We start from the raw sequence: 23,152 nt of genomic DNA, 5'->3' as shown, positions 1-23,152 counted from the left end.
GAGGTCGACGATGCCTGTTGCCAAAACCCTGTTCCGCCTAGGTGCCCGCCTGGGCTCAACCGCCCAGAACGCCTTGGAGGTCGCCCGGTTCGGGGGCTTCGACACCGAGGAGGACGCCTCCCCGTGCGAGGTGGTGACCGAGCAGCGGGTGTACCGGCTGCGGCACTACTTCCCGGACGCGCCGTCCGGCGACGGGCCCGTGATGCTGCTCGTCCCGCCGCTGATGATCACCGCCGAGGTGTACGACATCTCCTCGCGGGTCAGCGCGGTGAAGGTGCTGCGCGACCGCGGCGTCGACCCGTGGGTGGTGGACTTCGGCGCGCCCGAGCGCGAGCCCGGCGGGCTGGAGCGCACCGTCACCGACCACGTCCTCGCCGTCAGCGACGCGATCGACCGGATCCGCAAGGCCACCGGGCGGGACGTCCACCTCGCCGGGTACTCGCAGGGCGGCATGTTCGTCTACCAGGCCGCCGCGTACCGGCGCAGCGAGGGCGTCGCGTCGGTGGTGACGTTCGGCAGCCCGGCCGACACGAGCGTCGGCCTGCCGTTCGGGCTGCCCGGCTGGCTCGCCTCCGAGGGCGTGGAGCGCGTCCCCGACTGGCTGCTCGGCGGGTTCGCCGTGCCCGGCTGGGTGACGCGGCTCGGGTTCCAGCTGCTCAGCCCGGTCAAGTCGGTCCGCTCCCGCGTCGACTTCATCCTGCAGCTGCACGACCGGGAGCGGCTCGCGCAGCGCGAGCGGCAGCGGCGGTTCCTGGAACGGGAGGGCTGGGTGTCGTGGCCCGGCCCGGCGCTCGCCGAGTTCATCCGCCAGTTCATCCAGCACAACCGGATGCTGACCGGCGGCTTCGTCATCGGCGACCGGCTCGTCACGCTCGCCGACATCACCTGCCCCGTCCTGACGTTCGTCGGCGAGGTCGACGAGATCGCGCCGCCGCCGATGGTGCGCGGCATCCGGCGGGCCGCGCCGCGCGCCCAGGTGTACGAGGCGGCCCTGCGCGCCGGGCACTTCGGGCTCGTCGTCGGCGGCCTCGCGATCGCGCGGACGTGGCCGGCCGTCGCCGCGTGGGCGCGCTGGCGCGAGGGCGAGGACGACCTGCCGGAGATCGTCGCGCCCGTCACCGGCGACGAGGAGGCCGAACCGGCCGGCCTGCCCGGCGGACCCGCCGGGTACGCGCTCCAGCTCGCGGGCGGCATCGGGACGAGCGCCGCCCGGTCGGCCTACCGGACCGCGTCCCGGGCGGTGCACGGGACACGGCAGCTCTCCGGAGAGGCCGCGCAGAACCTGCCGCGGCTCGCCCGCCTGGAGCGCATCCAGTCCGACACCCGCATGTCGATGGGACTGCTGCTGGACGAGCAGGCCGCCCGCAGGCCCGGCGAGGTGTTCTTCCTCTACCGGGGACGGCCGTACACGCACGCGGCGGCCAAGCACCGCATCGACGCCGTCGTCCGCGGGCTGATCCACATCGGGGTGCGGCGCGGCGACCCGGTCGGCGTGCTGATGGGCACCCGGCCCACCGCGCTCGCGCTGGTCGCCGCGCTCAGCCGGCTCGGCGCGGTCGCGGTGCTGCTGCGCCCCGACGGCGACCCGGCGGCGGAGGCGCGCCTCGGCCGGGTGACCCGGGTGATCGCCGACCCCGAGCACGCCGCGCGGGCCGCGAAGCTGGACGGCGTCCAGGCGTACCTGCTCGGCGGCGCCGGGCGCGGCGACCGCGGCCCGCTGACGGACATGGAGGCCATCGACCCGGAGCGGGTCGAGCCGCCCGGCTGGTACCGGCCGAACCCCGGACGGGCCGGCGACCTGGCGTTCGTGGTGTTCCGGGGCGACGGCGAGCAGCTGCGGGCCAGCCGGATCACCAACCGGCGGTGGGCGCTGTCGGCGTTCGGGACCGCGTCGTCGGCGGCGCTGTCGCCGTCCGACACCGTCTACAGCATCACGCCGCTCCAGCACCCGTCCGCGCTGCTGATGAGCCTCGGCGGCGCCGTCGCGGGCGGCGCCCGGCTCGCGCTCGCCAGCTCCTACGATCCCGAGACGTTCTGGGACGAGGCGCGCCGCTACGGCGTGACCGTCGCGTCCTACACCTGGACCTCGCTGGGCGACCTCGTGAACGCGCCGCCCAACCCGGCGGAGCGGCACCACGCCGTCCGGCTGTTCATCGGCTCCGGCATGCCGCGCAACCTCTGGCGGCGCGTCGAGGAGCGGTTCGCCCCGGCGCGCGTGCTGGAGTTCTACGCCTCGACCGAGGGCGAGTCCGTCCTGGTGAACCTGAGCGGCAAGAAGCCCGGCTCGCTGGGACGCCCGCTGCCGGGCAGCGCCGAGGTGCGGCCGGCGCGCTACGACCTGGAGAAGGGCCGCCTGGCCGAGGGGCCGGACGGGTTCGCGATCGAGTGCGAGCCCGGCGAGATCGGCATGCTGCTCGCCCGCGTCCGGCTCGCCGCCATCGGCTCGGCGGCGCGCCCCGTGCGCGGCGTCTTCCGGCCCGAGGACGCCTGGACGATCACCGGGGACCTGTTCCGCCGGGACGCCGCCGGCGACTTCTGGCTGGTCGGCCGGGAGACGGAGCTGATCCGCACGGCCGACGGCATCGTCCCGCCCGGCCCGATCCGGGACGCGCTCGGCGACATCCCCTGCATCGACACCGTCGCGGTCTACGGGATCCCGGTGGGGGACGCGGAACTGGCCGCGGCGGCCGTCAGCCTGCGGGACCCGGCCGAGCTGAGGCCGCTCGACCTGTCCGAGGCGCTGCTGCGGGTGGAGCCGGCGCTGCGGCCCGCGATCGTCCGGATCGTGGACGAGGTGCCGGTCACGGCGGGGCGGCGGCTGCGGACGGCGCCGTTGCGCTACGAGGGCGTCCCGCCCGCGGGCGACGGGCGCGCCTACTACCGCGACAGGGCGGGCGCGTACCGGCCGCTGACGGAGGCGGCCCGGCGGCGCCTCTTGAAGGCGCCGCCCGCCCGGGAGGCCCGCTGACGCCCGGATCACGTGCCGTAAGCCTGGACTTACCGGCGTCCGCTACGTTAGAACAAAGCAACAGAATCTGCGTTTTTGTTGCACGCGTCCGGAGGGATCCATGGCCAGCGTCCTCGCACCGCCGCCGGAGGGCAGCGACCTGAAACCGGTCCCCGGCGTGCCCGGCGTCCCGTACATCGGCAGCACGCTCGCCGTCATGCGCGACCCCATCGGCATCGCCAGGAAGCGGTACGACGAGTACGGCCCCGTCGCGTGGGGATGGCTGCTCGGCCAGCGGACGGTCACCGTGCACGGCCCCGAGGCCGCCGAGACCGTCCTGGTCAACCGGGACAAGGCCTTCGCCAACGGGCCCGCGTGGAGCTACTTCATCGGCCCGTTCTTCAACCGCGGCATCATGCTGCTGGACTTCGAGGAGCACCTGCACCACCGGCGCATCATGCAGCAGGCCTTCACCCGGCCCCGGCTGCGCGCCTACATGGACGCGATGGCGCCCGGCATCGTCACGGGCGTCGAGTCGTGGGAGCCCGGCCAGGGCTTCAAGGTCTACGACCACTTCAAGAAGCTCACCCTCGACCTCGCCGCGGACGTCTTCATGGGCGTCGAGCTGGACGACGCCGAACGCGCACGGGTCAACGGCGCGTTCATCGACGCCGTCCGGGCGGGGACCGCCTACGTCCGGTTCGCCGTCCCCGGGCTGCGCTGGCACCGCGGCCTGCGGGCCCGGCGGGTGCTGGAGGACTTCTTCCGCCGGCACCTGCCCGCCAAGCGCCGCGACGGGGGAGACGACCTGTTCGCGGCGCTCTGCCAGGCCGAGACCGACGACGGCGAGCGGTTCACCGACGAGGACGTCGTCAACCACATGATCTTCGCGCTGATGGCCGCGCACGACACCACCACCATCACGCTGACGACGATGGCGTACTACCTGGCCAAGTACCCCGAATGGCAGGAGCGCCTCCGCGAGGAGTCGCTGGCGCTCGGCGCGGCCCCGCCCGGCTACGACGACCTGGACGCCTTCACCGGCATCGACATGGTGATGAAGGAGTCGCTGCGGATGGTCACGCCCGTCCCGGCGCTGCCGCGCAAGGTCGTCAAGGACACCTCCATCCTCGGCTTCCACGTCCCCGCCGGCACGACCGTCGTCGTGCCGATGCTCAGCAACCACCACATGGCCGAGTGGTGGACGGACCCCGACCGGTTCGACCCCGGCCGGTTCTCCCCGGAACGCCGCGAGGACAAGGCGCACAAGTACGCGTGGGCGCCGTTCGGCGGCGGCGCGCACAAGTGCATCGGGCTGTACTTCGCCGGGATGCAGGTGAAGACGATCATGCACCAGGTGCTGCGGAGGTACCGCTGGAGCGTCCCCGCGCGCTACGAGTGGCCGCTTGACACCACGTCGCTCCCTTCGCCCAAGGACGGGCTGCCCGTCCGCCTCGACCACCTGGAGTCCCGATGAGCCTGGAGTCCGCATGAGCAAGGTCGTCGTGATCACCGGGGCCGCCCGCGGGATCGGCCTCGCCACCGCCCGCGCCCTCAAGGCCAGGGGCGCCACCGTCGTCATCGGCGACATCGACGGGACCGCCGTCAAGGAGGCCGCGGAGTCGCTCGGCGTCACCGGGCTGACCGTGGACGTCACGTCCCGCGAGTCGTTCACCGCGTTCCTCGACGCCGCCGAGGAGGCCGCCGGGCCCGCCGACGTCCTGATCAACAATGCGGGGATCATGCCGATCGGGCCGGTCACGGGCGAGAGTGACGCCGACGCCCGCCGGTGCGTCGACATCAACCTGCACGGCGTGATGCTCGGCACCAAGCTCGCTCTCGGCCGGATGCTGCCGCGCGGTTCGGGCCACGTGATCAACATGGCCTCGGTCGCCGGCGTCATGTTCACCCCCGGCCTCGCGCTCTACAACGCCGGCAAGGCGGCCGTCCTGGCGTTCACGGAGGCCACCCGGCTGGAGGTGCGGGACCGGGGCGTGCACGTCAGCGCCGTCCTGCCCACGTTCACCAACACCGAACTGGTCGCCGGGACGCGCAGCCCGAAGGGGCAGCGCAACTGCGAGCCCGAGGACGTCGCCGCCGCCGTCGCCGGGCTGATCGCCCGCCCCCGCCCGCAGGTCGTCGTCCCCGCGAAGCTCGGCCGGCAGCTCAGGCTGAGCGCGCTGCTCCCCGACCGGGCCAGGCGGGCGATCTCCCGCCGCCTCGGCCTCGACACGATCTTCCTGGAGTACGACCCCGGCGCCCGCAAGGCCTACGACGCCCGGATCCGGTCGGCTCCCGGGGCGGAGCGCTAGCGGGCGCGGCGGTCGCGGCGGGCCCGGCGGAAGGCGCGGCGGGCCTGCGGCAGGTAGCGGACGGCCTCGGGCAGCAGCGGCCACACCCGGTTCCCCGCCCGGACGGCCGCCGCGAACCGCCGGTAGCGGCGCTCGTCGGCGGTGCTCCACGGCAGGTCCAGCAGCTCCCGCATGCGCGGATGGAGCCCGCCGACCGTGATGAACCGGGCCACCGCGTCGAGCGGCGGCGACACCGCCCGCCACAGCGGCGCCGGGACCCTCGGCGGCGCGGGCAGGCCCTTGGTGACGTAGCCGACGCCGTACCGGGCGGTCCGGTGCGGGACGATCACCTCGTCCAGCATCCGCTTCCAGTACGCCTGGAACGCCTCCCAGTCGTCCGGCATGGCCCGGTCGCTGACCCCGTACATCCGGAACCAGGTCTTGGACTCCTCGTAGACGCGGCGCTTCTCGGCCTCGGTCAGCGGCCGGATGAACGTCTCGACGCAGTACAGCATGGTGTCGAGGAAGGTCGCGTGCGCCCAGTAGTAGGTCTCGGGATCGAGCGCGTGGTAGCGGGAGCCGTCCGGCATCGTCCCCTTGATGCCGCGGTGGTAGTCGCGCACCTTCCGGCCCGTCTCGGCGGACCGCTCCCCGCCGTACACGGTGTTCAGGATCGGCCCGGCGGACCGCTTCACCCGCGCGAACGTCTCGCTGAAGAACACCGAGTGGTCGAGGACGCCCTGGCCCAGCTCGGGGAGCATGTTCTGCAGGACGGCGGCCCGCGGCCCGACCAGCAGCATCCGGGTGTCGCCGAAGTATCGCCAGGTCAGCGAGCCGGGCCCGAGGGGGCCGCCGGGGGGTGTGGGGGGGCGTCCCCCCACAGGAGACAAGCCTGTCATGTGCACCGCCGGGAGAACGCAACAGAACTACAGAACGACGATTATTGTAACTGTGTAGCGCCCGGGAGGCGGAGGCCGGGCCCCGAGCCGGTTAGGGTGCGGCTATGACCTTGGACGCGACACTGCGGGAGCGGCTGGCGGCGCCGGAGGCGGACGCCGGCGGCCTCGACGCGCGCATCCTGGACGCCGCGCTCGCCGAGTTCGAGAGCTACGGGCTGCGCCGCGTCAGCGTGGAGGACGTCGCCAAGCGGGCCGGGGTCGCGCGCACCACCATCTACCGGCGCTTCGCCGGGAAGGACCAGCTGCTCCAGGCCGTGATCCTGCGCGAGTGCCGCCGGTTCCTCACCGCGATCGCCGAGGCCACGGAGGGCCTGCCCTCTCCAGAGGACGCCGTCGTCGAGGGGTTCGTGGTGGGGCTGCGCAGCGCCCGCGCGCACCCGCTGCTGGCGCGCGTCCTGGAGAGCGAGCCGGAGGCGTTCCTGCCGCAGCTCAGCATGAACGGCGGCGCGGTGATGCTCGCCGCCCGCGACATCCTCGCCGACCGGCTGCGCCGCGCCCGCCCCGGCGACGCCGAGGACCACGACACCGTGGCCGAGGTGCTGCTGCGGGTCGCGGTCTCGCTGCTGCTCGTCCCGGGCGGCGGTCTCGCGCTGGACGGCGAGGACGCGATCCGCCGGTTCGCCCGCGACTACCTCACCCGGATGCTGCGTCCCGGCAACGGCTGACGGGCCGTTCCGCCGCGTCCGCCCGTCCCGTACCCTCGGATTCGTCGAACATCGTTCTAAAATGGGAGGCGGCGGCATGATGGCGGTCGTTCGGACGTCCTCGGGCAAGGTGCGCGGCACGGCTCGGGACGGCGTCACCGCGTTCCTCGGCATCCCCTACGCCGCGCCCCCGTTCGGGCCGGACCGCTTCCGGCCGCCGCGCCCGCCCGAACCGTGGGACGGCGTCCGCGACACCGTCGAGTACGGCCCGACCGTCCCCAAGCCCGTCTACCCGCGGCCTTTCGACATGCTCCTGGACGAGCCGGTGATCCCGGGCGACGACTGCCTGAACCTCAACGTCTGGACGCCCGGAGGCTCGGGCCTGCCGGTCATGGTGTGGATCCACGGCGGCGCCTTCCGGAACGGGTCGGGCGCGATCCCCGTCTACAGCGGGCACACCTTCGCGCGCGACGGCGTCGTCTGCGTGACGATCAACTACCGGCTCGGCGTGGAGGGGTTCGCCGAGCTGCCCGGGGCGCCGTCCAACCGGGGGATGCTCGACCAGATCGCCGCGCTGGAGTGGGTCCGCGACAACATCGCGGGCTTCGGCGGCGACCCGTCCCGGGTCACCGTCTTCGGCGAGTCGGCCGGCGCCATGAGCGTCACCACCCTGCTCTCCCTCGACCTCGGGCTCTTCCACCGCGCGATCGCGCAGAGCGGCGCCGGCAACATCGCCCAGGACCCCGAGGACGCCCTGCTCGTCACCAAGGAGATGGCCGCGCGGCTCGGCGTCGAGCCGACCGCCGAGGCGTTCGCGGCGCTCGATCCCGCCGAGATCATCCCGGTGCAGAGCGCCGTCGCCGCCGAGGTGTCCATGGTGCCCGACCCCGGGCGCTGGGGCGCCACCACGGCCGCGGGCGGGATGTCCCTGATGCCGGTGCTGGACGGCGAGCTGCTCGCCCGCCGCCCCGAGGTCGCGATCGCCGCCGGCGCCGGGCGGGACGTGGACCTGCTCCTCGGCTACACGTCCGAGGAGTTCCGGTTCTTCCTGATGCCGACCGGGCTCGCCCCGAGCCTCACCGAGGAACTGGTCGCCGCCACGACGGCCGGCATGGGCATCCCCCGGGGCCTGCCCGCCGCCTACCGCGACCACCACCCGGACCTGACGCCCGGGGAGCTGCTGGCGACGATCACCACCGACAGCCAGTTCCGCATCCCGGCCCACCGCACGGCCGCCGGGCACGCCTCGTCGGGCGGCGCGACATGGATGTACGAGTTCGCGTGGCGGTCGCCCAACCACGACCTGGGCGCCTGCCACGCGCTCGAGCTGGGCTTCGTCTTCGACAACCTGGGCGCCGCGGGCGAGCCCATGACCGGCCCGAACCCGCCGCAGGCGCTCGCCGACCGGATGCACCGCGCGTGGGTGGACTTCGCCGCCGGCGGCGACCCCGGCTGGGAGCGGTTCGACCCGTCCACGCGGGCGGTGCGAACGTTCGACGACCCGGCGGACAAGGTCGTCCACGATCCGCACGCCGAGGACCGCGAGCTCTGGGACTAGACGCCGGAGACCTCCGCCCCGCGGCACTCCGCGGGGCGGAACGCGTCTCCGGCGGCGCTCAGCTGCCCAGCCGCTTGCGGCCCTGCGCGCGGACCCGCTTGCGCTGTGACGGGTCGAGCATCATGTACCCGACGACCGGTGCGCCGAGGACCCCGAGGATGATCAGCGCGCTGAGCCACCAGGGGAACACGAACAGGGTGAGGAAGCCGACGACGACGCCGCCGATCACGAGCTTGGTCTGGGTCGACATCTGGTACCTCCGTTTACGGGCCGCCCATCATGTCAACGGCCGTCCCGCGACCGCTGTTCCACGATATGTCGCGAGTCTGGCGGAAGGCCATGATGATCTGGCCTCGCGGAGGGTATTCCCCGTCCGCCGCGGTCAGATGCGCAGCGAGAGCTGCCCGCCGCCCAGGGTGCGCAGGACGTCGGCGTGCAGCTTGCCGTTCGTGCACACGACGCTGCCGCCGTCCGGCCCGGGCACGCCGGACAGGTCGGTGAACATCCCGCCGGCCTCCTCCACGATGACCTGGAGCGCGGCGAGGTCCCACAGCGACACCTCGGGCTCGGCGGAGATGTCGACGGCGCCCTCGGCGACCATCATGTGCGACCAGAAGTCGCCGAACGCGCGCGTCCGCCACACCGACCGCGTCAGGTCGAGGAAGCGGGGGAGGCGGCCCTGCTCCTCCCAGCCGCTCAGGCTGGAGAACGACAGGGAGGCGTCGGACAGGTCGGTCACGGACGACACGGTCATCCGGGTCGCCCGGGTCAGGCTGCGGCCGGTCCACGCGCCGCCGCCCCGGGCGCCCCACCAGCGGCGGTTCAGCGCGGGCGCCGACACCACGCCGACGACGATCTCGTCGTTCTCCATCAGCGCGATCAGCGTCGCCCACACCGGCACGCCGCGGACGAAGTTCTTCGTCGCGTCGATCGGGTCGATGATCCAGCAGCGGTTGCCGTAGCCGGTCTTGCCGTACTCCTCGCCGAGCACCGCGTCCCGCGGCCGGGCCCGCTTCAGCGTCCCGCGGATCTGCTCCTCGACGCTGCGGTCGGCGTCGCTGACCGGGGTCAGGTCCGGCTTGGTCTCGATGGCGAGATCGAGGGCGCGGAAACGCTTGGTCGTGATGTCGTCGGCCCCGTCCGCCAGCACATGTGCGAGACGCAGGTCATCGGAATAGCCCGCCACGGCGTGCCACGCTACCCTGATCACCGCGCGTCCAGACACACTTACCCGGCCCGATCCGGCTTTTCGGTCCCGCGCCGGGGCGCGCCGGGCCGCGAACACCGGTTTCCGGGGCCGTGTGGTGGCAGCATGGGGCCATGCCGCACGACCTTCCCGCGTGGGTGGCCGAGCTGACCGACCCGCGCCGGGCCGAGACGCTCGACGAGCTCGCCGACCGCCTCGTCCCCCTCGCCGAGCACGCCATCGACGTCTCCCGCCGGCTGCAGGCGCAGCTCAACGAGCTCAACGACCCGTTCAAGCGCGAGGCGCTGTACGGGCGCGTGGAGCGCCTGAAGGCGCGCGCCGGCGAGGCCCTGGAGGAGATCACCTCCGAGATCGCCGCGTCGGGGGAGGAGCGCATCGAACGGGTCTGGGCCGAATGGGCCGGGCAGGCGGGCCCCGGCGGGCGCGGTCCGCAGGAGCGCGAACTCCGGCGCGTCCTCGACCGCGAGATCGTGCCGGTCCTGTCCCGGCAGCAGCAGGAGGTCGCCGCGCGGGTCGCCGAGCGCACTTCCACGGCCCTGGAGGCCGCGACGCAGAAGCTGCTGACGCGGGTGGAGGAGCTGGCCAAGGCCGTCACCGACCTGATCCACGACGTGCTGCCGCTGGCGCGCGAGGGCCTGGCCCTGGCCAGCCGCATCTCGACCCTGTCCGGCCACGCGCGCAAGACCGGGCGCGGCCCGGTCCCGGACGAGCTGAAGGACGCGGGAGCCGAGACGTCCCGGGCGTTCGACGAGGCCGTCGCGCGGCTGGAGCTGGAGTGGGCCGCGCTCGGCGCCCGCTCCGCGACCGTCCGGGCGGCGCTACGGGGCGCGGAGGAGAGCGCGTTCAGCCAGGTCACCGAGGAGATGACCCGCTGCGTGGAGGAGCTCGCGCCCCGGCACGTCCAGGCGCTGAACGAGGCCGAGGCCAAGGCGCGCAGCCTGTTCGAGGAGGCGCGGGGCTAGGGCGCACGGCTAGGGCGCGGGGCTAGACGGCCTGCGGGAAGCGGAACAGCCGCCCGGGGTCGTGGGCCGCCTTCACCTTCCTGAGACGGTCGACGTTGGGGCCGTAGTAGGCGTTCGCCCAGTCCTTGAGTCCCGCGTCGATGTAGTTCACGTAGGCGGCGCCGCCCAGGTAGGGCTCCATGGCGCCATGGGTGGCGGACAGCCACGCGTCGTCGGGCGCGAGGTACTGGACGCAGAAGAGCGCCTTCCGGTGCGGGAAGGCGGTGGCGCCGGGCGAGAGGCGGGTGATCGCGGCGCCCATCGCGTCCATCAGCACCGACCTGTTCCGGACGTCGTTGCCCTCCTCGAAGCGGCTGGTGAGGGCGCGGATCGCGTCGTCGGTGAGGGGCTTGTAGGCGATGTGCGACTTCCCGGAGTAGTCGGTCCGGGGGAAGGAGCCCTCGACGCGCTGGCCGGGAAGCGTGCCCTGCGCGTGGCACTGGTCCGTGCTCTGCCCCGCGCAACCGCCCATGAACTTCATCGCGTCCAGGTAGGGGCGGCTCTGGGCGGTGGACGAGACCGGGTCCGCCCCCGTCGCGGCCGTCAGCCGGCTCATGTGGCCGTCCGCGCCGGCGAGCGCCAGCCCGGTGACCTCGACGGTGGGGGTGCCCTGGTCGGGTTCGGTGTCGAGGTGCAGGCTCGTCCAGACCTCGGCGTCGGCCGCGGGCGCCCAGCGCTGCCAGCCGCGGATCACGTCGGGGGCCTTCGACCACGGCCAGCGCAGGCTGAACGGCGTGACGTCGCTCGTCTCGTGCGTCCGGAAGGTGAACGACACCGCGACGCCGAAGTTGCCGCCGCCTCCACCCCGGCACGCCCAGAACAGGTCCGCGTTCTGGTGCGGGTCGCAGGTCAGGACGCGCCCGCCGGCCGTGACGACCTGGACCGACTCCAGGACGTCGCACGACAGCCCGTACGCGCGGGACGTCACGCCCAGCCCGCCGCCGAGCGTCAGACCCGCCACGCCCACGGTCGGGCAGCTTCCCGAGGGGACGCTCACCCCGTCCTCGGCGAGCCTGCCGTACAGGTCGATCAGACGGGTGCCGGCGCCCACGACGGCGTGCTCCCCGTCGCGCCGCACGCCGTCCATGGGGGACACGTCGATCACGAGGCCCGGGCCCGTCGACCAGCCCGCGTAGCTGTGCCCGCCGCAGCGCACCGCGACCGGCATCCGCCTCAGCGTCGCGAACGCCAGGCACTCCGAGACGTCCTGCGGGGTCTCGCAGTAGGCGATCCCCGCCGGGCGGACCCGGTCGAAGCGCGGGATGTAGAGGTGCCGGGCCTCCGGATAGGCGGCGTCGGACGGCCGGATCAGCTTCCCGTCGAGACCGCGCTCCAGCGCGCCCCAGTCGGCCGGGCCGGTCGGGCGGGCGCGGGACGGCGAGGGCGGACGCCCGCGCGAGGCCGGTCTCTCCTCCGAGCATCCCGCGGCCACCAGCGTGCCGAGGACGGTCGCCTTGAGCACCGCGCGCCGCTCCATGCCGCCATTGTCGCGGCGATCACTCGCACGCGTGTGGAAGTCCGCCTTTTTCAGGACGGCGCCCGCCACGTCCGGAGGAACGTCTCGAAGTGCGCGACGCCGGCCTGCCAGTCCTTCTGCGCGGTGATCAGGATGGCCTGGTAGAACCCGCCGCCGAACTCGAAGGCGCGGACCCGGGCGCGTCCCGGCGTGCCCCCCTTCGTGAAGGTGAACTGGACCTCGGCCGCCTGCCCGCCCTGGTAGGGGATGTTCCGGGTGAAGCTCTCCTGCTTGAAGCCGGGGAACTGACCGGGCTCGTTCTTCATGTCGTCGATCGCGGAGGCGAGGCCGTCCCCGGGGTCGCCCGACCCGGCCGCCGCGACGCGCTGGACCCCGATCCCCCGCCGCACGCCCCGGGCGGGATCGGTGAACGTCACGTCGTCACCGGACGGCTCCGTCTTCCAGCCCTTGGGGACGGCCGCCTCGAAGGCCGACCCCCGGTACGGCTCGTACCCTCCGGGCACCCACGCCCGCGGGCGCGACGAGGGCGACTGGCCGCCGCTCGGCGCCTCGCTCCCGTTGTCGACGAACACCACGATCGCGAGGACGGCGGCGACGAGCGCGGCCGTGAAGATACCCCCGGGCACCACCAGCCACCACGGCACGCGCCGCTTGCGGCGCGGCGGAGTCACGGGCGTCGCGACGGTGGGCGCGGCCGGAGACTGCAACGTCACGTCATGCGGCGGCGCGGAGGACGGAGCCGCCGACGGAGCCGCCGACGGAGCCGCCGACGGGGGCGCCCACCGCTGGCCGCCCTGCGCGATCTGGCGGAGCAGCCGGCCGGCCTCGTCGGGCCCCATCCGCTGCCCGGCGTCCTTGCGCAGCAGCCCGTGCAGGACCGGGGTGAGCGGCCCGGCGTGCTGGAGCGGGTCGGGGTCGTCCGCGAGGACGGCCGCCATCACCCCCCACACGTCCGGGCGCTGGTACGGGGGGCGGCCCTCCACCGCCGCGTACAGGGTGCCGCCCAGCGACCACAGGTCGGACGCCGGCGTGGCCTTCTGGTACCGCGCCTGCTCGGGTGCCAGATACGCGGGCGACCCGACGATGGCGCCCGCCTGGGTGAGCGTCTCGTCGCCCGCGACCGTCGCGATCCCGAAGTCGGTGAGGACGGCCCGGCCGTCCGGCAGGAGCACGTTGCCGGGCTTGACGTCCCGGTGCACCACCCCGGCGGAGTGCGCGGCGCCGAGCGCGTCCAGCAGGTCCAGCCCGATCGACGCGACCCGGTCCGGCGGCAGCCGCCCCTCGCGCGCGATGGCCCTGTCGAGCCCCTCCGCGCGGACGAGCTGCATCACGATCCACGGCCGCCCGTCCTCCTCGACCACGTCGTAGACCGTCACGATGCGGGGATGGTCGAGCCGCGCCGCCGACCGCGCCTCCCGGAACGTCCGCGCGTGGATGCGCTCGACCTGCTCGTCGTCCAGGCCCTGCGGCGGCGACATCTCCTTGATCGCCACCTCGCGGTCGAGCGTGCGGTCGAGCGCCCGCCACACGGCCCCCATCCCGCCGCGCCCCAGCACCTCCACGAGCTCGTAACGCCCTGCGATCGTCCCCGGCATGAGGCGCACCTTACCGACGCGAACCGGGCGCCCGCAGCGGCATGGCGGCACCCCGCACGGTCAGGCGGGACCGTGCCGCGAGGACCGACCGGGGCGCGACTCGGGTTCCACGGGCTCGTCCCCCGGGGACAGGGCGCCCCCGAGGGCCAGCAGCAGCCGGCGGAGGGAGTCGAGGCGGGCGCGGGACGCGTGGCCGTCCTCGACCCAGCCGTCCAGGCCGCAGTCCTCCTGGAGGTGGTCGCAGTGCGGCGGGCAGCGTTCGGCGGCGCCCTCGGCGAGGTCCTCGAACGCGTTGAGCACATGCTCCGGATCGACGTGCGCCAGGCCGAAGCTCCGCACGCCGGGGGTGTCGATGATCCAGCCGTCCCCGCCGGGCAGCTCCAGCGCGATCGCCGACGAGGAGGTGTGCCGGCCGCGCCCGGTGACCGCGTTGACGTGGCTGACCGCCCGCTCGGCGTCCGGGACGAGCGCGTTCACCAGCGTCGACTTGCCGACGCCCGAATGGCCGACCAGGACGCTCGTCCGGCCGGACAGGTGCTCGCGCAGCCCGCCGAGGTCGCCGCCGCGCCGCGTCACCACGTACGGGACGCCGAGCGGCGCGTACTCGGCGATCAGCCCGTCCGGATCGGCGAGGTCGGCCTTGGTGAGGCAGAGCAGCGGGTCCATCCCGGCGTCGTAGGCGGCGACGAGCTGCCGGTCGATCATCCGGGGGCGCGGCTCGGGATGGGCGAGCGCCGTCACGATGACAAGCCGGTCGGCGTTCGCGACGATGATCCGCTCGAACGGGTCGGTGTCGTCGGCGGTGCGGCGCAGCGCCGACGTGCGCGGCTCGACCCGGACGATCCGGGCCAGGGTGTCCTGGTCGCCGGAGACGTCCCCGACCAGCGCCACGCGGTCGCCCACGACGACGCCCTTGCGGCCCAGCTCGCGGGCCCGCATCGCGGTGACGGCGCGCTCGCGGTCGGTGCCGGGGTCGGCGAGGCAGCGGTACCGGCCCCGGTCCACCGCGGTCACGAACCCGGGGGAGGCGTCCTCGTGCGCGGGGCGGCGGCGGGTGCGCGGGCGCGACCCGCGGCGGCCGGGCCGCACCCGGACGTCGTCCTCGTCGTAGTCGTGCGCTCGTCGTGCCAGTGGTCCGGTCCCTGCTGTCAGGCGGGCGCCAGCATGGACGCCCACTGCCGGGTGAAGTCCGGAAGAGTCTTGCCCACGGTGCCCGGATTCTCCACTTCGATGCCGGGAACGGCCAGTCCGAGAACGGCCGCCGCCATCACCATCCGGTGGTCGTCGTAGGTGCGGAACACGCCGCCGCGCAGCGGCCGCGGCCGGATCGCCAGGCCGTCCGGCAGCTCGGCGACGTCGCCGCCCAGCCCGTTGATCTCGGCGGCGAGCGCGGCGAGCCGGTCGGTCTCGTGGCCGCGCAGGTGGGCGATGCCGGTGAGCCTGGACGGCGAGTCCGCGAGCGCGCAGAGGGCCGCGAGCACCGGCGTCAGCTCGCCGACCTCGTGCAGGTCGGCGTCCAGCCCGGCGAGACCGCCGGGGCCGCGCACGGTCAGGCCGTCCGGGCCGCGGGTCACCTCGGCGCCCATCGCGGCGAGCAGCCCGCGCAGCGCGTCGCCGGGCTGCGTCGTGTCCGCCGGCCAGTCCGGCACCGTGACGCGCCCGCCGGTGACCAGCGCGGCGCCGAGGAACTGCGCCGCGTTCGACAGGTCGGGCTCGATCACCCGGTCGCCGCCCCGCAGCGGGCCCGGCGCGACCCGCCAGACGTCGTGCTCGGTCTCGACCTCCGCGCCCGCGTCCCGCAGCATCCGGACGGTCATCGCCAGGTGCGGCGCGGACGGCACCGGCGGCCCCTCGTGCCTGACCTCCACGCCCTTCGCGAACCGCGGCGCGGCCAGCAGCAGCCCCGACACCAGCTGGGACGACGCCGACGCGTCGATCGTCACGCGCCCGCCGGCCACCGAGCCCGTCCCGCGGACCGTGAACGGCAGCGCCCCCCGGCCGCCGTCGTCGATGTCCGCGCCGAGGGCCCGCAGCGCCGTGACGATCGGGCCCATCGGCCGCTCGCGGGCGCGCGGGTCGCCGTCCACGAACACCTCGCCGCTCGCCAGCGCGGCGACCGGCGGCAGGAACCTCATCACCGTCCCCGCGAGGCCGACGTCGACGCGGGCCGGGCCCTTGAGCGGCTCCGGCATCACCTGCCAGTCGGCGGCGTCCTCCCCGATGCTCGTGCCGAGGTCGCGGAGCGCGTCCGCCATCAGCTCGGTGTCGCGGCTGTGCAGCGGCCGGGTGATGCAGACCGGCGCCTCGGCCAGCGCGGCGAGGACGAGCGCCCGGTTCGTCATCGACTTCGAGCCGGGCAGCGGCACGGTGGCGTCCACCGGGGCGCGGGCGACCGGGGCGGACCAGTGCGGAGCGGACATGCCCCCAGGCTATCGGGCCGGAACCCGTCAGAGCGGAATCGTCAGCAGCGTCCCGCCGCCGTCGAGCCGGACCTCGAACCGGCTGATCTCCTGGCGGGTCAGCCCCGTCCCACCCTGCATGGTCAGCGGCTTCGGCTGCCCCGGCACCCCGTACCCCTTGTCCGGGACGCGCCAGCCGGCGACGACGCTGCGCTCGCCGTCCCGCGCCACGGCCTCCAGGTGGCACCGCAGCGGCCCCTTGATGCCGCGCAGCTCCAGGCTGACCTGCGTCCCCCACCCCTTGTCGACCAGGCCGACGGTGCCGGACGCGCCCGTGCCCGCGTTCGTCGCCTGGAAACGCTCGCCGGTGAGGGCCTGCACGGGCGGTTGCTTGGCGGGGGTCCCCTCGTCGTCGAGCACCGTCCCGAGCCCGACTCCGGCGGCCAGGGCCACGCCCGCCGCGGCGGCGCCGATGACGTACGCGCCGCGCCGCAGTCGCCGGTCGTGCCGGCGCTTGCGGCGCATCATGTCGATCACCGGCGCCGGAGGTGCGGACGGCTCGTCCTCACCCGCCTCCGGTCCGGCCGCGCCGGGCCCGCCGCCGAGCTCGAAGAGGGCGCCCGCCGTCCCCGACAGCGCCCTCAGCTCGGCCTGGCACGCTCCGCAGCCGCGCAGGTGCGCCTCGAACGCCCGCCGGTCGCCGGGTTCGAGGAGGCCGAGCGCGTACGCGCCGACGTCGGTGTGCTCCACCTGGGAACTCATGAGGTCACCCCCCTCTCCTCCAAGGCGACGCGCAGGGCGCGCAGGGCGTAGTACACGCGGGACTTGACCGTCCCCACCGGGATGCCGAGGTACTCGGCGGCCTGGTTCACCGTCCGGTCGCGCAGCACCGTCTCCGTCAGCGCCTGCCGGTGCGCCGGCGACAGCGATTCGAGCGCCTCGGTCACGACGACCTTGCGCAGCAGGCCGTCCATCTCGTCCGCCATCGGCAGGTTCTCCAGGGGGCCGTCGCCGACCTCCGGCGGCCTCACCTCGCGCTGCCGCCGGTTGTCGATCACGATACGCCGGGAGACCGTGGCCAGCCACGGCATCAGCGAGGACGTCCGGTCGTCGAGCCGGTCCGCGCTGCGCCATGCCCGGATCATGGTCTCCTGCACCACGTCCTCGGCCCACTGGCGGTCACCGCCGGTCAGCCGCAGGACGAACGCGAGGAGTGGCCGATGGTACTCGCGATACAGCGCGGCCACCATGTCCTCGTCGCGCACGGGCGCGTCATGGGGCTGGACGGGCCGCGCCGTGCCGGGGCGGCGGAGAAGGCTCCGCAACCCGCCGCTCTGGCGACCGGTCGATCCGGGAAGTGCCATGGCCGGGGCGTCTCCGTCGGGGAATCGAAGGGCGGTCACCAGGCAGTACGGAACCACCCCGGCCCGCGGTTCAATCCTCTTGAGCCTCTTTTAAGGTTCTCTTCGGGAAGTCAGCGCTTCGCCGCGTGCAGCACCTTGCCGGCCTGCGCCGTCGTGCCCGCCTTCACGGCCTGCCCGGCCCGCGCCGCCTTCCCCGGCTTGGACGCCCGCCCGAGCTTGAACACGCCGCCCTTCTTGCGGGACCTGCCCGCCTTGGCGCCCTTCAGCGCACCGGCCGCCTTGCCGAACTGGAGTGCCCCACCGGCCTTGGCGCTCTTCGCGCGCTTCGTCGCCTTCGCGGACTGCCTGGCCGCCGTCCGCGCGCCCTCGGCGCGGGCGGCGCGCACCTGCCGGGCCGCCTCCCGGCGCGCCTCCCGCAGCGTGGCGGCGGCCTCCCGGCGCAGTGCCTTGGCCTCGGCGCCGCCCTTGATCTGCGTCTCGCGGGCCGCGCGGCGCAGTTCGGCCGTGCGCGGCCTGCGGCGCGGCTCGGTCGCCACCATGAGCAGCGCGCCGAACATGCCGGCGTTCTTCAGCAGGTGCGAGCGTTCACCGGCGCGGCGCTCGGGGTCCTCCTCGGTCCAGAAGCGGTGCTCGGTGGCGAGCGCCGGGACCATCTGCGCCGCGAGCAGCAGTGTCGTCAGCCGCCGGAACCTGCCGGTCAGCAGCAGAGCGCCGGTGCCGAGGCTCAGCGCACCCTGCATGCGGACGAGGGTCTCCGGGTCCTTCGGCAGCCAGTCGATCCGGTCGGTGACCGGCTTGACCGCGGGTCCGACCCGCTCGGCGCGTTCCCGCGGATCCCGGACGGCCTCCAGGCCGGTCATGATGAAGGGCGCCGCCACGAACGGGCGGGCCAGGGTCGTGAAGGGTCGCATGACCCGCTTCATGCCCAGCGCGCCGCGCCTCAAGCGCGGCAGGATGGGACCCATGTGCGGACGCTATGCCACCACCCGCGCGCGTCAGGAGCTGCTGGACGAGTTCCAGGTGCAGCTCGACGCGGTCGACGGGGACATCCAGCCCGACTACAACGTCGCTCCGACCAAGCAGGTCCCGGTCGTCCTGAACCGGCGGCCCAGGGACGAGCCCGACGAGGCGCCCGCCGTGCGCCAGCTCCGCACGGTCCGGTGGGGCCTCGTCCCGTCCTGGGCCAAGGACGTCTCGATCGGCTCCCGGATGATCAACGCGCGGTTCGAGACGGTGCACGAGAAGCCGTCGTTCCGCCGCGCGTTCGCCAGGCGGCGCTGCCTGCTGCCCGCCGACGGGTACTTCGAGTGGTACACGCTCCAGGACCAGGGCGATCCGGCCGAGGGCGAGAAGAAGGCCAAGAAGAAGCCGCAGAAGCAGCCCTACTTCATCCACCCGAACGACGGCGCGGTCATGGCCATGGCGGGGCTCTACGAGCTGTGGAAGTCGCCCGAGGACGAGTGGCTGTGGACGTGCACCGTGATCACCACCAACGCGCCCGACGACCTCGGCCGGATCCACGACCGGATGCCGATGATCGTCGAACGGGAACGCTGGGACGCGTGGCTGGACCCCGCGCTCACCGAGACCGAGCAGGTGCGCGGCCTGCTGGTCCCGGCGATGGCCGGGACAATGGAGGCCTACCCGGTGTCAAAGGCCGTCAACAGCGTGCGAAACAACGGACCCGAACTCATAGAACCGGCGAATTCTGGGGATAGTTCCGGCAACCATTCCGACAGTTTGTTCTGACACGGGGGCTCACCGGGAGGAGTTCGCAGCACCGTGGACACCGCCGTCGCCCGTGCCCGCCTTGAGGCCATGCTCGAAGACCTGGACCGTTCCATCGCCATTCTGCGCGGGGAGGCCCCCGAGCGCGACAATTCCGCCGCCGACGCCGGGTCCGGCCTCACCGACCACCACCGCGTGGAGGCCGCGCTGGAGTCGCTCCAACGCCACCGCGGCGGCGTGGCCGCGGCCCTGGACCGGATAGGCGCCGGCACCTACGGCCGGTGCGTCGGCTGCGGCCACCCGGTCCCCGAGGGCCGCCTGGAAGCCCGCCCGGACGCCGCCCGCTGCATCCCCTGCCAGACCAAACACGACCGCCGCTAACCCCACCCGACCCCAGTGGGGTTCCCGCACCCGCCCCCTCTTGGGGGTACCCCCGCCCCACCCCTCTTGGGTTCGAAGCTCAGCCGGGATCACGGGCAGGCGCGTGGAGCGAGTGCAGCGAGCGGAGGGCGCATGCCCGTCGAGCCGGGCGACCGCAGCGACACGTCGCGAGCCCGCACGGTCACGGCGCACCCGCACCGTGGCGTGAGGATCGACCGGCTCGTAACGGGGGGTTCCAGGGGGGTCGCTACCCCTGGGTGAGCACAGCGCTCGCCAGGAGGTGGATGCCCAGGGATTCGTCGGGTTGTTGGGCGCTGAGTTCTGTGCGGACGAGGCGGGGGAGGGCGCGGGGGGATTCGGTGAGGACGTGTTCGACCGTTGAGGGGGAGAGCACGGTGCGGGGGCGGATCCACTCGACTTCCAGGCCGGCGTCGGCGAGCAGTTCGCGGAGCTGGTGGGAGGAGAAGGAGCGGGTGATCGTGCCGTCGGGCCAGGGGACGAGGACGACTTCGGCGCTCGGTACGTCCGATAGGTGGGCCCAGTAGTTCCGCTCGGCCAGGAGCGCCATGCCGAGGGTGAGGGAGTCGACGCAGAGCAGGACGCGTCCGCCGGGGCGCAGGACGCGGGCGATCTCCGCGATGGTGGTCTCGGTGGCGAGGTGGCGGGACAGCGCGCGGTTCTCGGCGATGACGGCGTCGAGGGAGGCGTCGGCGAGGTAGGGGAGGGTGCCGGAGTCGCCGATGAGCGGGGTGGTGCGTTCCCCATGGGCGGGGCGGGCGGGACTCGGGCGTCCGGGCCGTTCGGGGTCGCGGATCTCCAGGACGGCGTGTCCGGCGGCGGCGGCCTGGGCCGCGCTGAGGCCGTGGCCGCCCGAGACGTCCAGGACGCGGGACGGCCTGCGCGGCAGCCACCGGATGAGCTGGGCCTCCGCCACCGCCCTGTAGAACGTCCAGTAGTGCGCCAGGGAGTCTCCTGGGCCGCCTTCGGACGTCTCGCGCAGGCTCGCGATGGTGGGCTCGGACGATCGCGCCGAAGGCACCGAGTGCACCAATTGCTCCTGTTCTCTCCGTTATGTCAGTTCTTCCCCGTCTGCAGCCCCCATCACCCTGAGTGAAGGACGGGGCGGACGAGTCTTTGCCCGATACGTCCGGCCGCGGCCGGGAATCGCCGCGGGCGTTCCGGTGTTGCACCGTCTCACAAGCCCGGTAAGAGCCTCACATCCCAGCACACGGAGGTGCGAACCCGATGACGACGGCCGTCGCCGATCAGCAGCGGAGCGCCGGCACGGCGGCGTCCCGCGGGGCCGCGCGGGAGCCCGCCCGCGTGAGCAGGCCGCGCGGACCGATATCGTCTGGTGGACAAGGCGCCGCCGGCCCAGTCGCGGCCATGCGCGCCACAGCCGAGGAGGTGGTTCAGGTACCGGGCACCACGGAGACCGTGGAGCAGCGCCAGGAGCGCTTCCAGCGCGACGTGCTCCCCTTCTTGGACCAGCTGTACTCAGCCGCGCTGCGCATGACGCGCAACCCGGCGGACGCAGAGGACCTCGTCCAGGAGACCTTCGCCAAGGCGTTCGCGTCCTTCCACCAGTTCAAGGAAGGCACCAACCTCAAGGCGTGGCTCTACCGCATCCTGACCAACACGTTCATCAACTCCTACCGCAAGAAGCAGCGCCAGCCGCAGCAGGCCGCGACCGAGGACATCGAGGACTGGCAGATCGCCCGCGCCGAGTCGCACACCTCCAGCGGGCTGAAGTCCGCGGAGGCCGAGGCGCTGGAGCACCTCCCCGACTCCGACGTCAAGCGGGCGCTGCAGGACCTGCCGGAGGAGTTCCGCATCGCCGTCTACCTCGCCGACGTGGAGGGCTTCGCGTACAAGGAGATCGCCGAGATCATGGGCACGCCCATCGGCACGGTGATGTCCCGTTTGCACCGCGGCCGGCGGCAGTTGCGCGGCATGCTGGAGGACTACGCTGAAGAGCGCGGGCTCACCCGTGCGAGCAGGGGGTCATCATGAGCTGCGGCAACCATCACGAGACGCCATGCGACGAGGTCCTCGCCCGGGTCTACACCTATCTCGACGGCGAGCTCGACCAGGGCGGCTGCGGCGAGGTACGCCAGCACCTCGACGAGTGCGGCCCCTGCCTGCGCGAGTACGGGCTGGAAGAGGCCGTCAAGAAGATCGTGAACAAGTCCTGCGGCTCCGAGCAGGCCCCGACGGACCTGCGCGCGAAGGTGCTCGGCCGCATCGAGGAGATCTGCGGCGAGATCAAGACCTCCGCCGACGCCGGCACGACCGAGAGCGCCTGAACCCCGGTATCTTGCTCGGGTGCTCGCACTCGTCACCGGCGCGGCCGGATTCATCGGATCCCATCTCGTCGACCGGCTCGTCGCGGACGGCCACGAGGTCGTCGGCGTGGACAACATGGCGACGGGCGCGAACGTCCGCCCGGACGTCGAGATGTGGGAGATGGACGTCGCCGACCCGGCGCTCGCCGAGCGGGCGGCGGCCCGCCGCCCCGAGGTGATCTGCCATCTCGCCGCGCAGGTCAGCGTCCGGCACAGCGTCGCCGACCCCGTGGCCGACGCCCGCGTCAACGTGACCGGGACGGCCAACGTGCTGGAGGCGGCGCGGGCGGCCGGCGGGCGCAAGGTCGTCTTCACCTCCAGCTGCGCGGTCTACGGGGTGCCGGACGCGCTGCCCGTCCCGGCGGACGCCGAGCTGCGGCCCGCCTCCCCGTACGCGGCCTCGAAGGTCTCCGGCGAGGTCTACGCCGGGATGTACCGGCGGCTGCACGGCATCGACTTCACGACCCTGACGCTGGCGAACGTCTACGGGCCGCGGCAGACGCCCGACGGCGAGGCCGGGGTCATCTCGATCTTCACGGACGCGCTGCTGTCCGGCCGTCCGACCAAGGTGTTCGGCGACGGCGGCCAGACGCGCGACTACGTCTACGTGCTGGACGTCGTGGACGCGTTCGCCCGCGCGGCGGGGGACGCGGGCGGCGGGCGCCGCTTCAACGTGGGCACCGGGGTGCAGACCACCGACCGCGACCTGCACGCGCTCGTCGCCGAGGCGGCGGGCGCGCCGGACGACCCGGAGTTCGCGCCGGCGCGGCTCGGCGACCTGCCCGCGATCGCCGTCGACCCGCGCGAGACGCGCGAGGTCCTCGGCTGGGAGCCGGAGGTCGCGCTGCGGGACGGCATCGCCGAGACGGTCGCCTGGGCGCGCGGGCGCGGCGCGGCGGCCTCCGGCTGACCGCGCCGCGGACCGGGATGCGTCCAATGGTCCGCTTGTACTAATCCCCGGAGATGACCTTTTGCGGCTCTTTCCTGGGGTTATTGCGGAGCATTCCAGGATGCACGTGCATTCTGGTTGTGCAGAGGGTTTGTGCCCGCCACCGGGGGCCCATTCTGCAGGGACAATTGATCACAACAGGTGACGATTCGTTCACGCTTAGCTCACATTTTCTCGCATGCCTGTGTGACCTGGGCAGTTCGCGTTAGGCTTGTGCCGAAATCAGCGACGGGAGCATGTGCGCACCGGTCAATTCGGGGGTATGTGCTCGCCCGGGAAACCTGGACCGCACTGGTCCCGGCGGCCG

The 23,152-nt window shown here is 73.7% G+C and carries 22 protein-coding genes; 11 read left to right on the top strand and 11 right to left on the bottom strand.

Going from position 1 to position 23,152, the window contains the following annotated elements:
• Positions 1-10 precede the first annotated feature (10 nt).
• From BM339_RS23350 to BM339_RS23340, 3 genes are all read left to right on the top strand, one after another.
• The gene (locus BM339_RS23350; protein WP_075022194.1) at positions 11-2,968 is read left to right on the top strand and encodes an AMP-binding protein; all 2,958 of its coding nucleotides are present in this window, start codon (positions 11-13) and stop codon (positions 2,966-2,968) included.
• 100 nt (positions 2,969-3,068) lie between these two features.
• On the top strand, positions 3,069-4,424 hold the full coding sequence (locus BM339_RS23345) for a cytochrome P450 (RefSeq protein ID WP_075022193.1): 1,356 nt from the start codon (positions 3,069-3,071) through the stop codon (positions 4,422-4,424).
• Between the two features lie 13 nt (positions 4,425-4,437).
• Positions 4,438-5,259 carry an SDR family oxidoreductase gene (locus BM339_RS23340; RefSeq protein ID WP_075022192.1) on the top strand — a complete coding sequence of 274 codons (822 nt, stop codon included), beginning with the start codon at positions 4,438-4,440 and terminating at the stop codon, positions 5,257-5,259.
• On the opposite strand, the gene BM339_RS23335 is transcribed toward BM339_RS23340, so the two are convergent.
• Positions 5,256-6,119, bottom strand: coding sequence for an oxygenase MpaB family protein (locus tag BM339_RS23335; protein WP_256255423.1), 864 nt, complete (start codon positions 6,117-6,119; stop codon positions 5,256-5,258). The genes BM339_RS23340 and BM339_RS23335 overlap by 4 nt on opposite strands.
• A gap of 122 nt (positions 6,120-6,241) precedes the next feature.
• Between BM339_RS23335 and BM339_RS23330 the strand changes: the two genes are divergently transcribed.
• Both BM339_RS23330 and BM339_RS23325 read left to right on the top strand, forming a co-directional pair.
• On the top strand, positions 6,242-6,862 hold the full coding sequence (locus tag BM339_RS23330) for a TetR/AcrR family transcriptional regulator (RefSeq protein WP_021597466.1): 621 nt from the start codon (positions 6,242-6,244) through the stop codon (positions 6,860-6,862).
• Between the two features lie 76 nt (positions 6,863-6,938).
• Positions 6,939-8,399 carry a carboxylesterase/lipase family protein gene (locus BM339_RS23325; protein ID WP_075022270.1) on the top strand — a complete coding sequence of 487 codons (1,461 nt, stop codon included), beginning with the start codon at positions 6,939-6,941 and terminating at the stop codon, positions 8,397-8,399.
• 58 nt (positions 8,400-8,457) lie between these two features.
• Here the strand turns inward: BM339_RS23325 and BM339_RS23320 are convergent, their stop codons facing one another.
• The gene (locus BM339_RS23320; protein WP_021597464.1) at positions 8,458-8,649 is read right to left on the bottom strand and encodes a hypothetical protein; all 192 of its coding nucleotides are present in this window, start codon (positions 8,647-8,649) and stop codon (positions 8,458-8,460) included.
• Positions 8,650-8,781: 132 nt separating this feature from the next.
• Positions 8,782-9,585, bottom strand: a complete 804-nt coding sequence (gene hisN, locus BM339_RS23315) for a histidinol-phosphatase (RefSeq protein ID WP_024935782.1) — start codon at positions 9,583-9,585, stop codon at positions 8,782-8,784.
• A 134-nt stretch (positions 9,586-9,719) separates the two neighbouring features.
• Between hisN and BM339_RS23310 the strand changes: the two genes are divergently transcribed.
• Complete coding sequence (locus tag BM339_RS23310; protein ID WP_021597462.1) at positions 9,720-10,568, top strand: hypothetical protein; 849 nt, start codon at positions 9,720-9,722, stop codon at positions 10,566-10,568.
• A gap of 22 nt (positions 10,569-10,590) precedes the next feature.
• Here BM339_RS23310 and BM339_RS23305 read toward each other — a convergent pair whose 3' ends face one another.
• The 7 genes from BM339_RS23305 to BM339_RS47820 all read right to left on the bottom strand — a co-directional run bounded on the left by BM339_RS23305 (position 10,591) and on the right by BM339_RS47820 (position 18,407).
• Complete coding sequence (locus BM339_RS23305; RefSeq protein WP_075022190.1) at positions 10,591-12,084, bottom strand: FAD-binding oxidoreductase; 1,494 nt, start codon at positions 12,082-12,084, stop codon at positions 10,591-10,593.
• A 50-nt stretch (positions 12,085-12,134) separates the two neighbouring features.
• Positions 12,135-13,679: a serine/threonine-protein kinase gene (locus BM339_RS23300; RefSeq protein WP_075022189.1), complete on the bottom strand. Its 1,545-nt coding sequence runs from the start codon at positions 13,677-13,679 to the stop codon at positions 12,135-12,137.
• A 60-nt stretch (positions 13,680-13,739) separates the two neighbouring features.
• A complete protein-coding gene (gene rsgA / locus BM339_RS23295) occupies positions 13,740-14,810 on the bottom strand; it encodes a ribosome small subunit-dependent GTPase A (RefSeq protein ID WP_024935783.1) in 1,071 nt (356 codons plus the stop codon).
• 17 nt (positions 14,811-14,827) lie between these two features.
• Positions 14,828-16,099 carry a 3-phosphoshikimate 1-carboxyvinyltransferase gene (gene aroA, locus BM339_RS23290; protein ID WP_033332554.1) on the bottom strand — a complete coding sequence of 424 codons (1,272 nt, stop codon included), beginning with the start codon at positions 16,097-16,099 and terminating at the stop codon, positions 14,828-14,830.
• Positions 16,100-16,126: 27 nt separating this feature from the next.
• Entirely contained in the window at positions 16,127-16,840 is a 714-nt protein-coding gene (locus BM339_RS23285) for an anti-sigma factor family protein (RefSeq protein ID WP_021600279.1), read from the bottom strand.
• Positions 16,837-17,442 (bottom strand): sigma-70 family RNA polymerase sigma factor, encoded by a 606-nt coding sequence (locus BM339_RS23280; RefSeq protein WP_075022187.1) that lies wholly within the window; start codon positions 17,440-17,442, stop codon positions 16,837-16,839. Before BM339_RS23280 ends, BM339_RS23285 begins: the two co-directional genes overlap by 4 nt.
• A 110-nt stretch (positions 17,443-17,552) precedes the next feature.
• Complete coding sequence (locus tag BM339_RS47820; RefSeq protein ID WP_235206467.1) at positions 17,553-18,407, bottom strand: DoxX family protein; 855 nt, start codon at positions 18,405-18,407, stop codon at positions 17,553-17,555.
• Between BM339_RS47820 and BM339_RS23265 the strand changes: the two genes are divergently transcribed.
• Together BM339_RS23265 and BM339_RS23260 are read left to right on the top strand one after the other, a co-directional pair.
• Positions 18,406-19,191 carry an SOS response-associated peptidase gene (locus tag BM339_RS23265; protein ID WP_075022186.1) on the top strand — a complete coding sequence of 262 codons (786 nt, stop codon included), beginning with the start codon at positions 18,406-18,408 and terminating at the stop codon, positions 19,189-19,191. The two genes, BM339_RS47820 and BM339_RS23265, sit on opposite strands and share 2 nt — an antisense overlap.
• Positions 19,192-19,224: 33 nt before the next feature.
• Complete coding sequence (locus BM339_RS23260) at positions 19,225-19,551, top strand: TraR/DksA family transcriptional regulator (RefSeq protein WP_021599859.1); 327 nt, start codon at positions 19,225-19,227, stop codon at positions 19,549-19,551.
• A 247-nt stretch (positions 19,552-19,798) separates the two neighbouring features.
• Here BM339_RS23260 and BM339_RS23255 read toward each other — a convergent pair whose 3' ends face one another.
• The gene (locus BM339_RS23255) at positions 19,799-20,599 is read right to left on the bottom strand and encodes a class I SAM-dependent methyltransferase (protein WP_021599860.1); all 801 of its coding nucleotides are present in this window, start codon (positions 20,597-20,599) and stop codon (positions 19,799-19,801) included.
• Positions 20,600-20,937: 338 nt separating this feature from the next.
• On the opposite strand from BM339_RS23255, the gene BM339_RS23250 reads away from it, so the two are divergent.
• Genes BM339_RS23250 through BM339_RS23240 form a run of 3 tightly spaced genes read left to right on the top strand, consistent with a single transcriptional unit; the run spans position 20,938 to position 22,806 of the window.
• Positions 20,938-21,564, top strand: coding sequence for a sigma-70 family RNA polymerase sigma factor (locus BM339_RS23250; protein ID WP_021599861.1), 627 nt, complete (start codon positions 20,938-20,940; stop codon positions 21,562-21,564).
• A complete protein-coding gene (gene rsrA, locus BM339_RS23245; protein ID WP_075022185.1) occupies positions 21,561-21,857 on the top strand; it encodes a mycothiol system anti-sigma-R factor in 297 nt (98 codons plus the stop codon). Before BM339_RS23250 ends, rsrA begins: the two co-directional genes overlap by 4 nt.
• Positions 21,858-21,876: 19 nt before the next feature.
• Positions 21,877-22,806, top strand: a complete 930-nt coding sequence (locus BM339_RS23240; RefSeq protein ID WP_024935787.1) for an NAD-dependent epimerase/dehydratase family protein — start codon at positions 21,877-21,879, stop codon at positions 22,804-22,806.
• Positions 22,807-23,152: the final 346 nt, after the last annotated feature.

Origin of the sequence: Actinomadura madurae (assembly GCF_900115095.1) — a bacterium.
In the GTDB taxonomy this organism is placed as follows: domain Bacteria; phylum Actinomycetota; class Actinomycetes; order Streptosporangiales; family Streptosporangiaceae; genus Spirillospora; species Spirillospora madurae.
Note: the sequence above shows the minus strand (reverse complement) of the source record. Positions and strands in the feature narration are given on the sequence as shown.

Excerpts from the sequence above, each read along its gene's own strand:
- BM339_RS23350 (WP_075022194.1), top strand. The coding sequence starts at position 11 with ATGCCTGTTGCCAAAACCCTGTTCCGCCTAGGTGCCCGCCTGGGCTCA.
- BM339_RS23345 (WP_075022193.1), top strand. The coding sequence starts at position 3,069 with ATGGCCAGCGTCCTCGCACCGCCGCCGGAGGGCAGCGACCTGAAACCG.
- BM339_RS23340 (WP_075022192.1), top strand. The coding sequence starts at position 4,438 with ATGAGCAAGGTCGTCGTGATCACCGGGGCCGCCCGCGGGATCGGCCTC.
- BM339_RS23330 (WP_021597466.1), top strand. The coding sequence starts at position 6,242 with ATGACCTTGGACGCGACACTGCGGGAGCGGCTGGCGGCGCCGGAGGCG.
- BM339_RS23325 (WP_075022270.1), top strand. The coding sequence starts at position 6,939 with ATGATGGCGGTCGTTCGGACGTCCTCGGGCAAGGTGCGCGGCACGGCT.
- BM339_RS23320 (WP_021597464.1), bottom strand. The coding sequence starts at position 8,649 with ATGTCGACCCAGACCAAGCTCGTGATCGGCGGCGTCGTCGTCGGCTTC.
- BM339_RS23310 (WP_021597462.1), top strand. The coding sequence starts at position 9,720 with ATGCCGCACGACCTTCCCGCGTGGGTGGCCGAGCTGACCGACCCGCGC.
- BM339_RS23305 (WP_075022190.1), bottom strand. The coding sequence starts at position 12,084 with ATGGAGCGGCGCGCGGTGCTCAAGGCGACCGTCCTCGGCACGCTGGTG.
- BM339_RS23300 (WP_075022189.1), bottom strand. The coding sequence starts at position 13,679 with ATGCCGGGGACGATCGCAGGGCGTTACGAGCTCGTGGAGGTGCTGGGG.
- aroA (WP_033332554.1), bottom strand. The coding sequence starts at position 16,099 with ATGTCCGCTCCGCACTGGTCCGCCCCGGTCGCCCGCGCCCCGGTGGAC.
- BM339_RS23285 (WP_021600279.1), bottom strand. The coding sequence starts at position 16,840 with ATGAGTTCCCAGGTGGAGCACACCGACGTCGGCGCGTACGCGCTCGGC.
- BM339_RS23280 (WP_075022187.1), bottom strand. The coding sequence starts at position 17,442 with ATGGCACTTCCCGGATCGACCGGTCGCCAGAGCGGCGGGTTGCGGAGC.
- BM339_RS23265 (WP_075022186.1), top strand. The coding sequence starts at position 18,406 with ATGTGCGGACGCTATGCCACCACCCGCGCGCGTCAGGAGCTGCTGGAC.
- BM339_RS47820 (WP_235206467.1), bottom strand. The coding sequence starts at position 18,407 with ATGGGTCCCATCCTGCCGCGCTTGAGGCGCGGCGCGCTGGGCATGAAG.
- BM339_RS23250 (WP_021599861.1), top strand. The coding sequence starts at position 20,938 with ATGCGCGCCACAGCCGAGGAGGTGGTTCAGGTACCGGGCACCACGGAG.
- rsrA (WP_075022185.1), top strand. The coding sequence starts at position 21,561 with ATGAGCTGCGGCAACCATCACGAGACGCCATGCGACGAGGTCCTCGCC.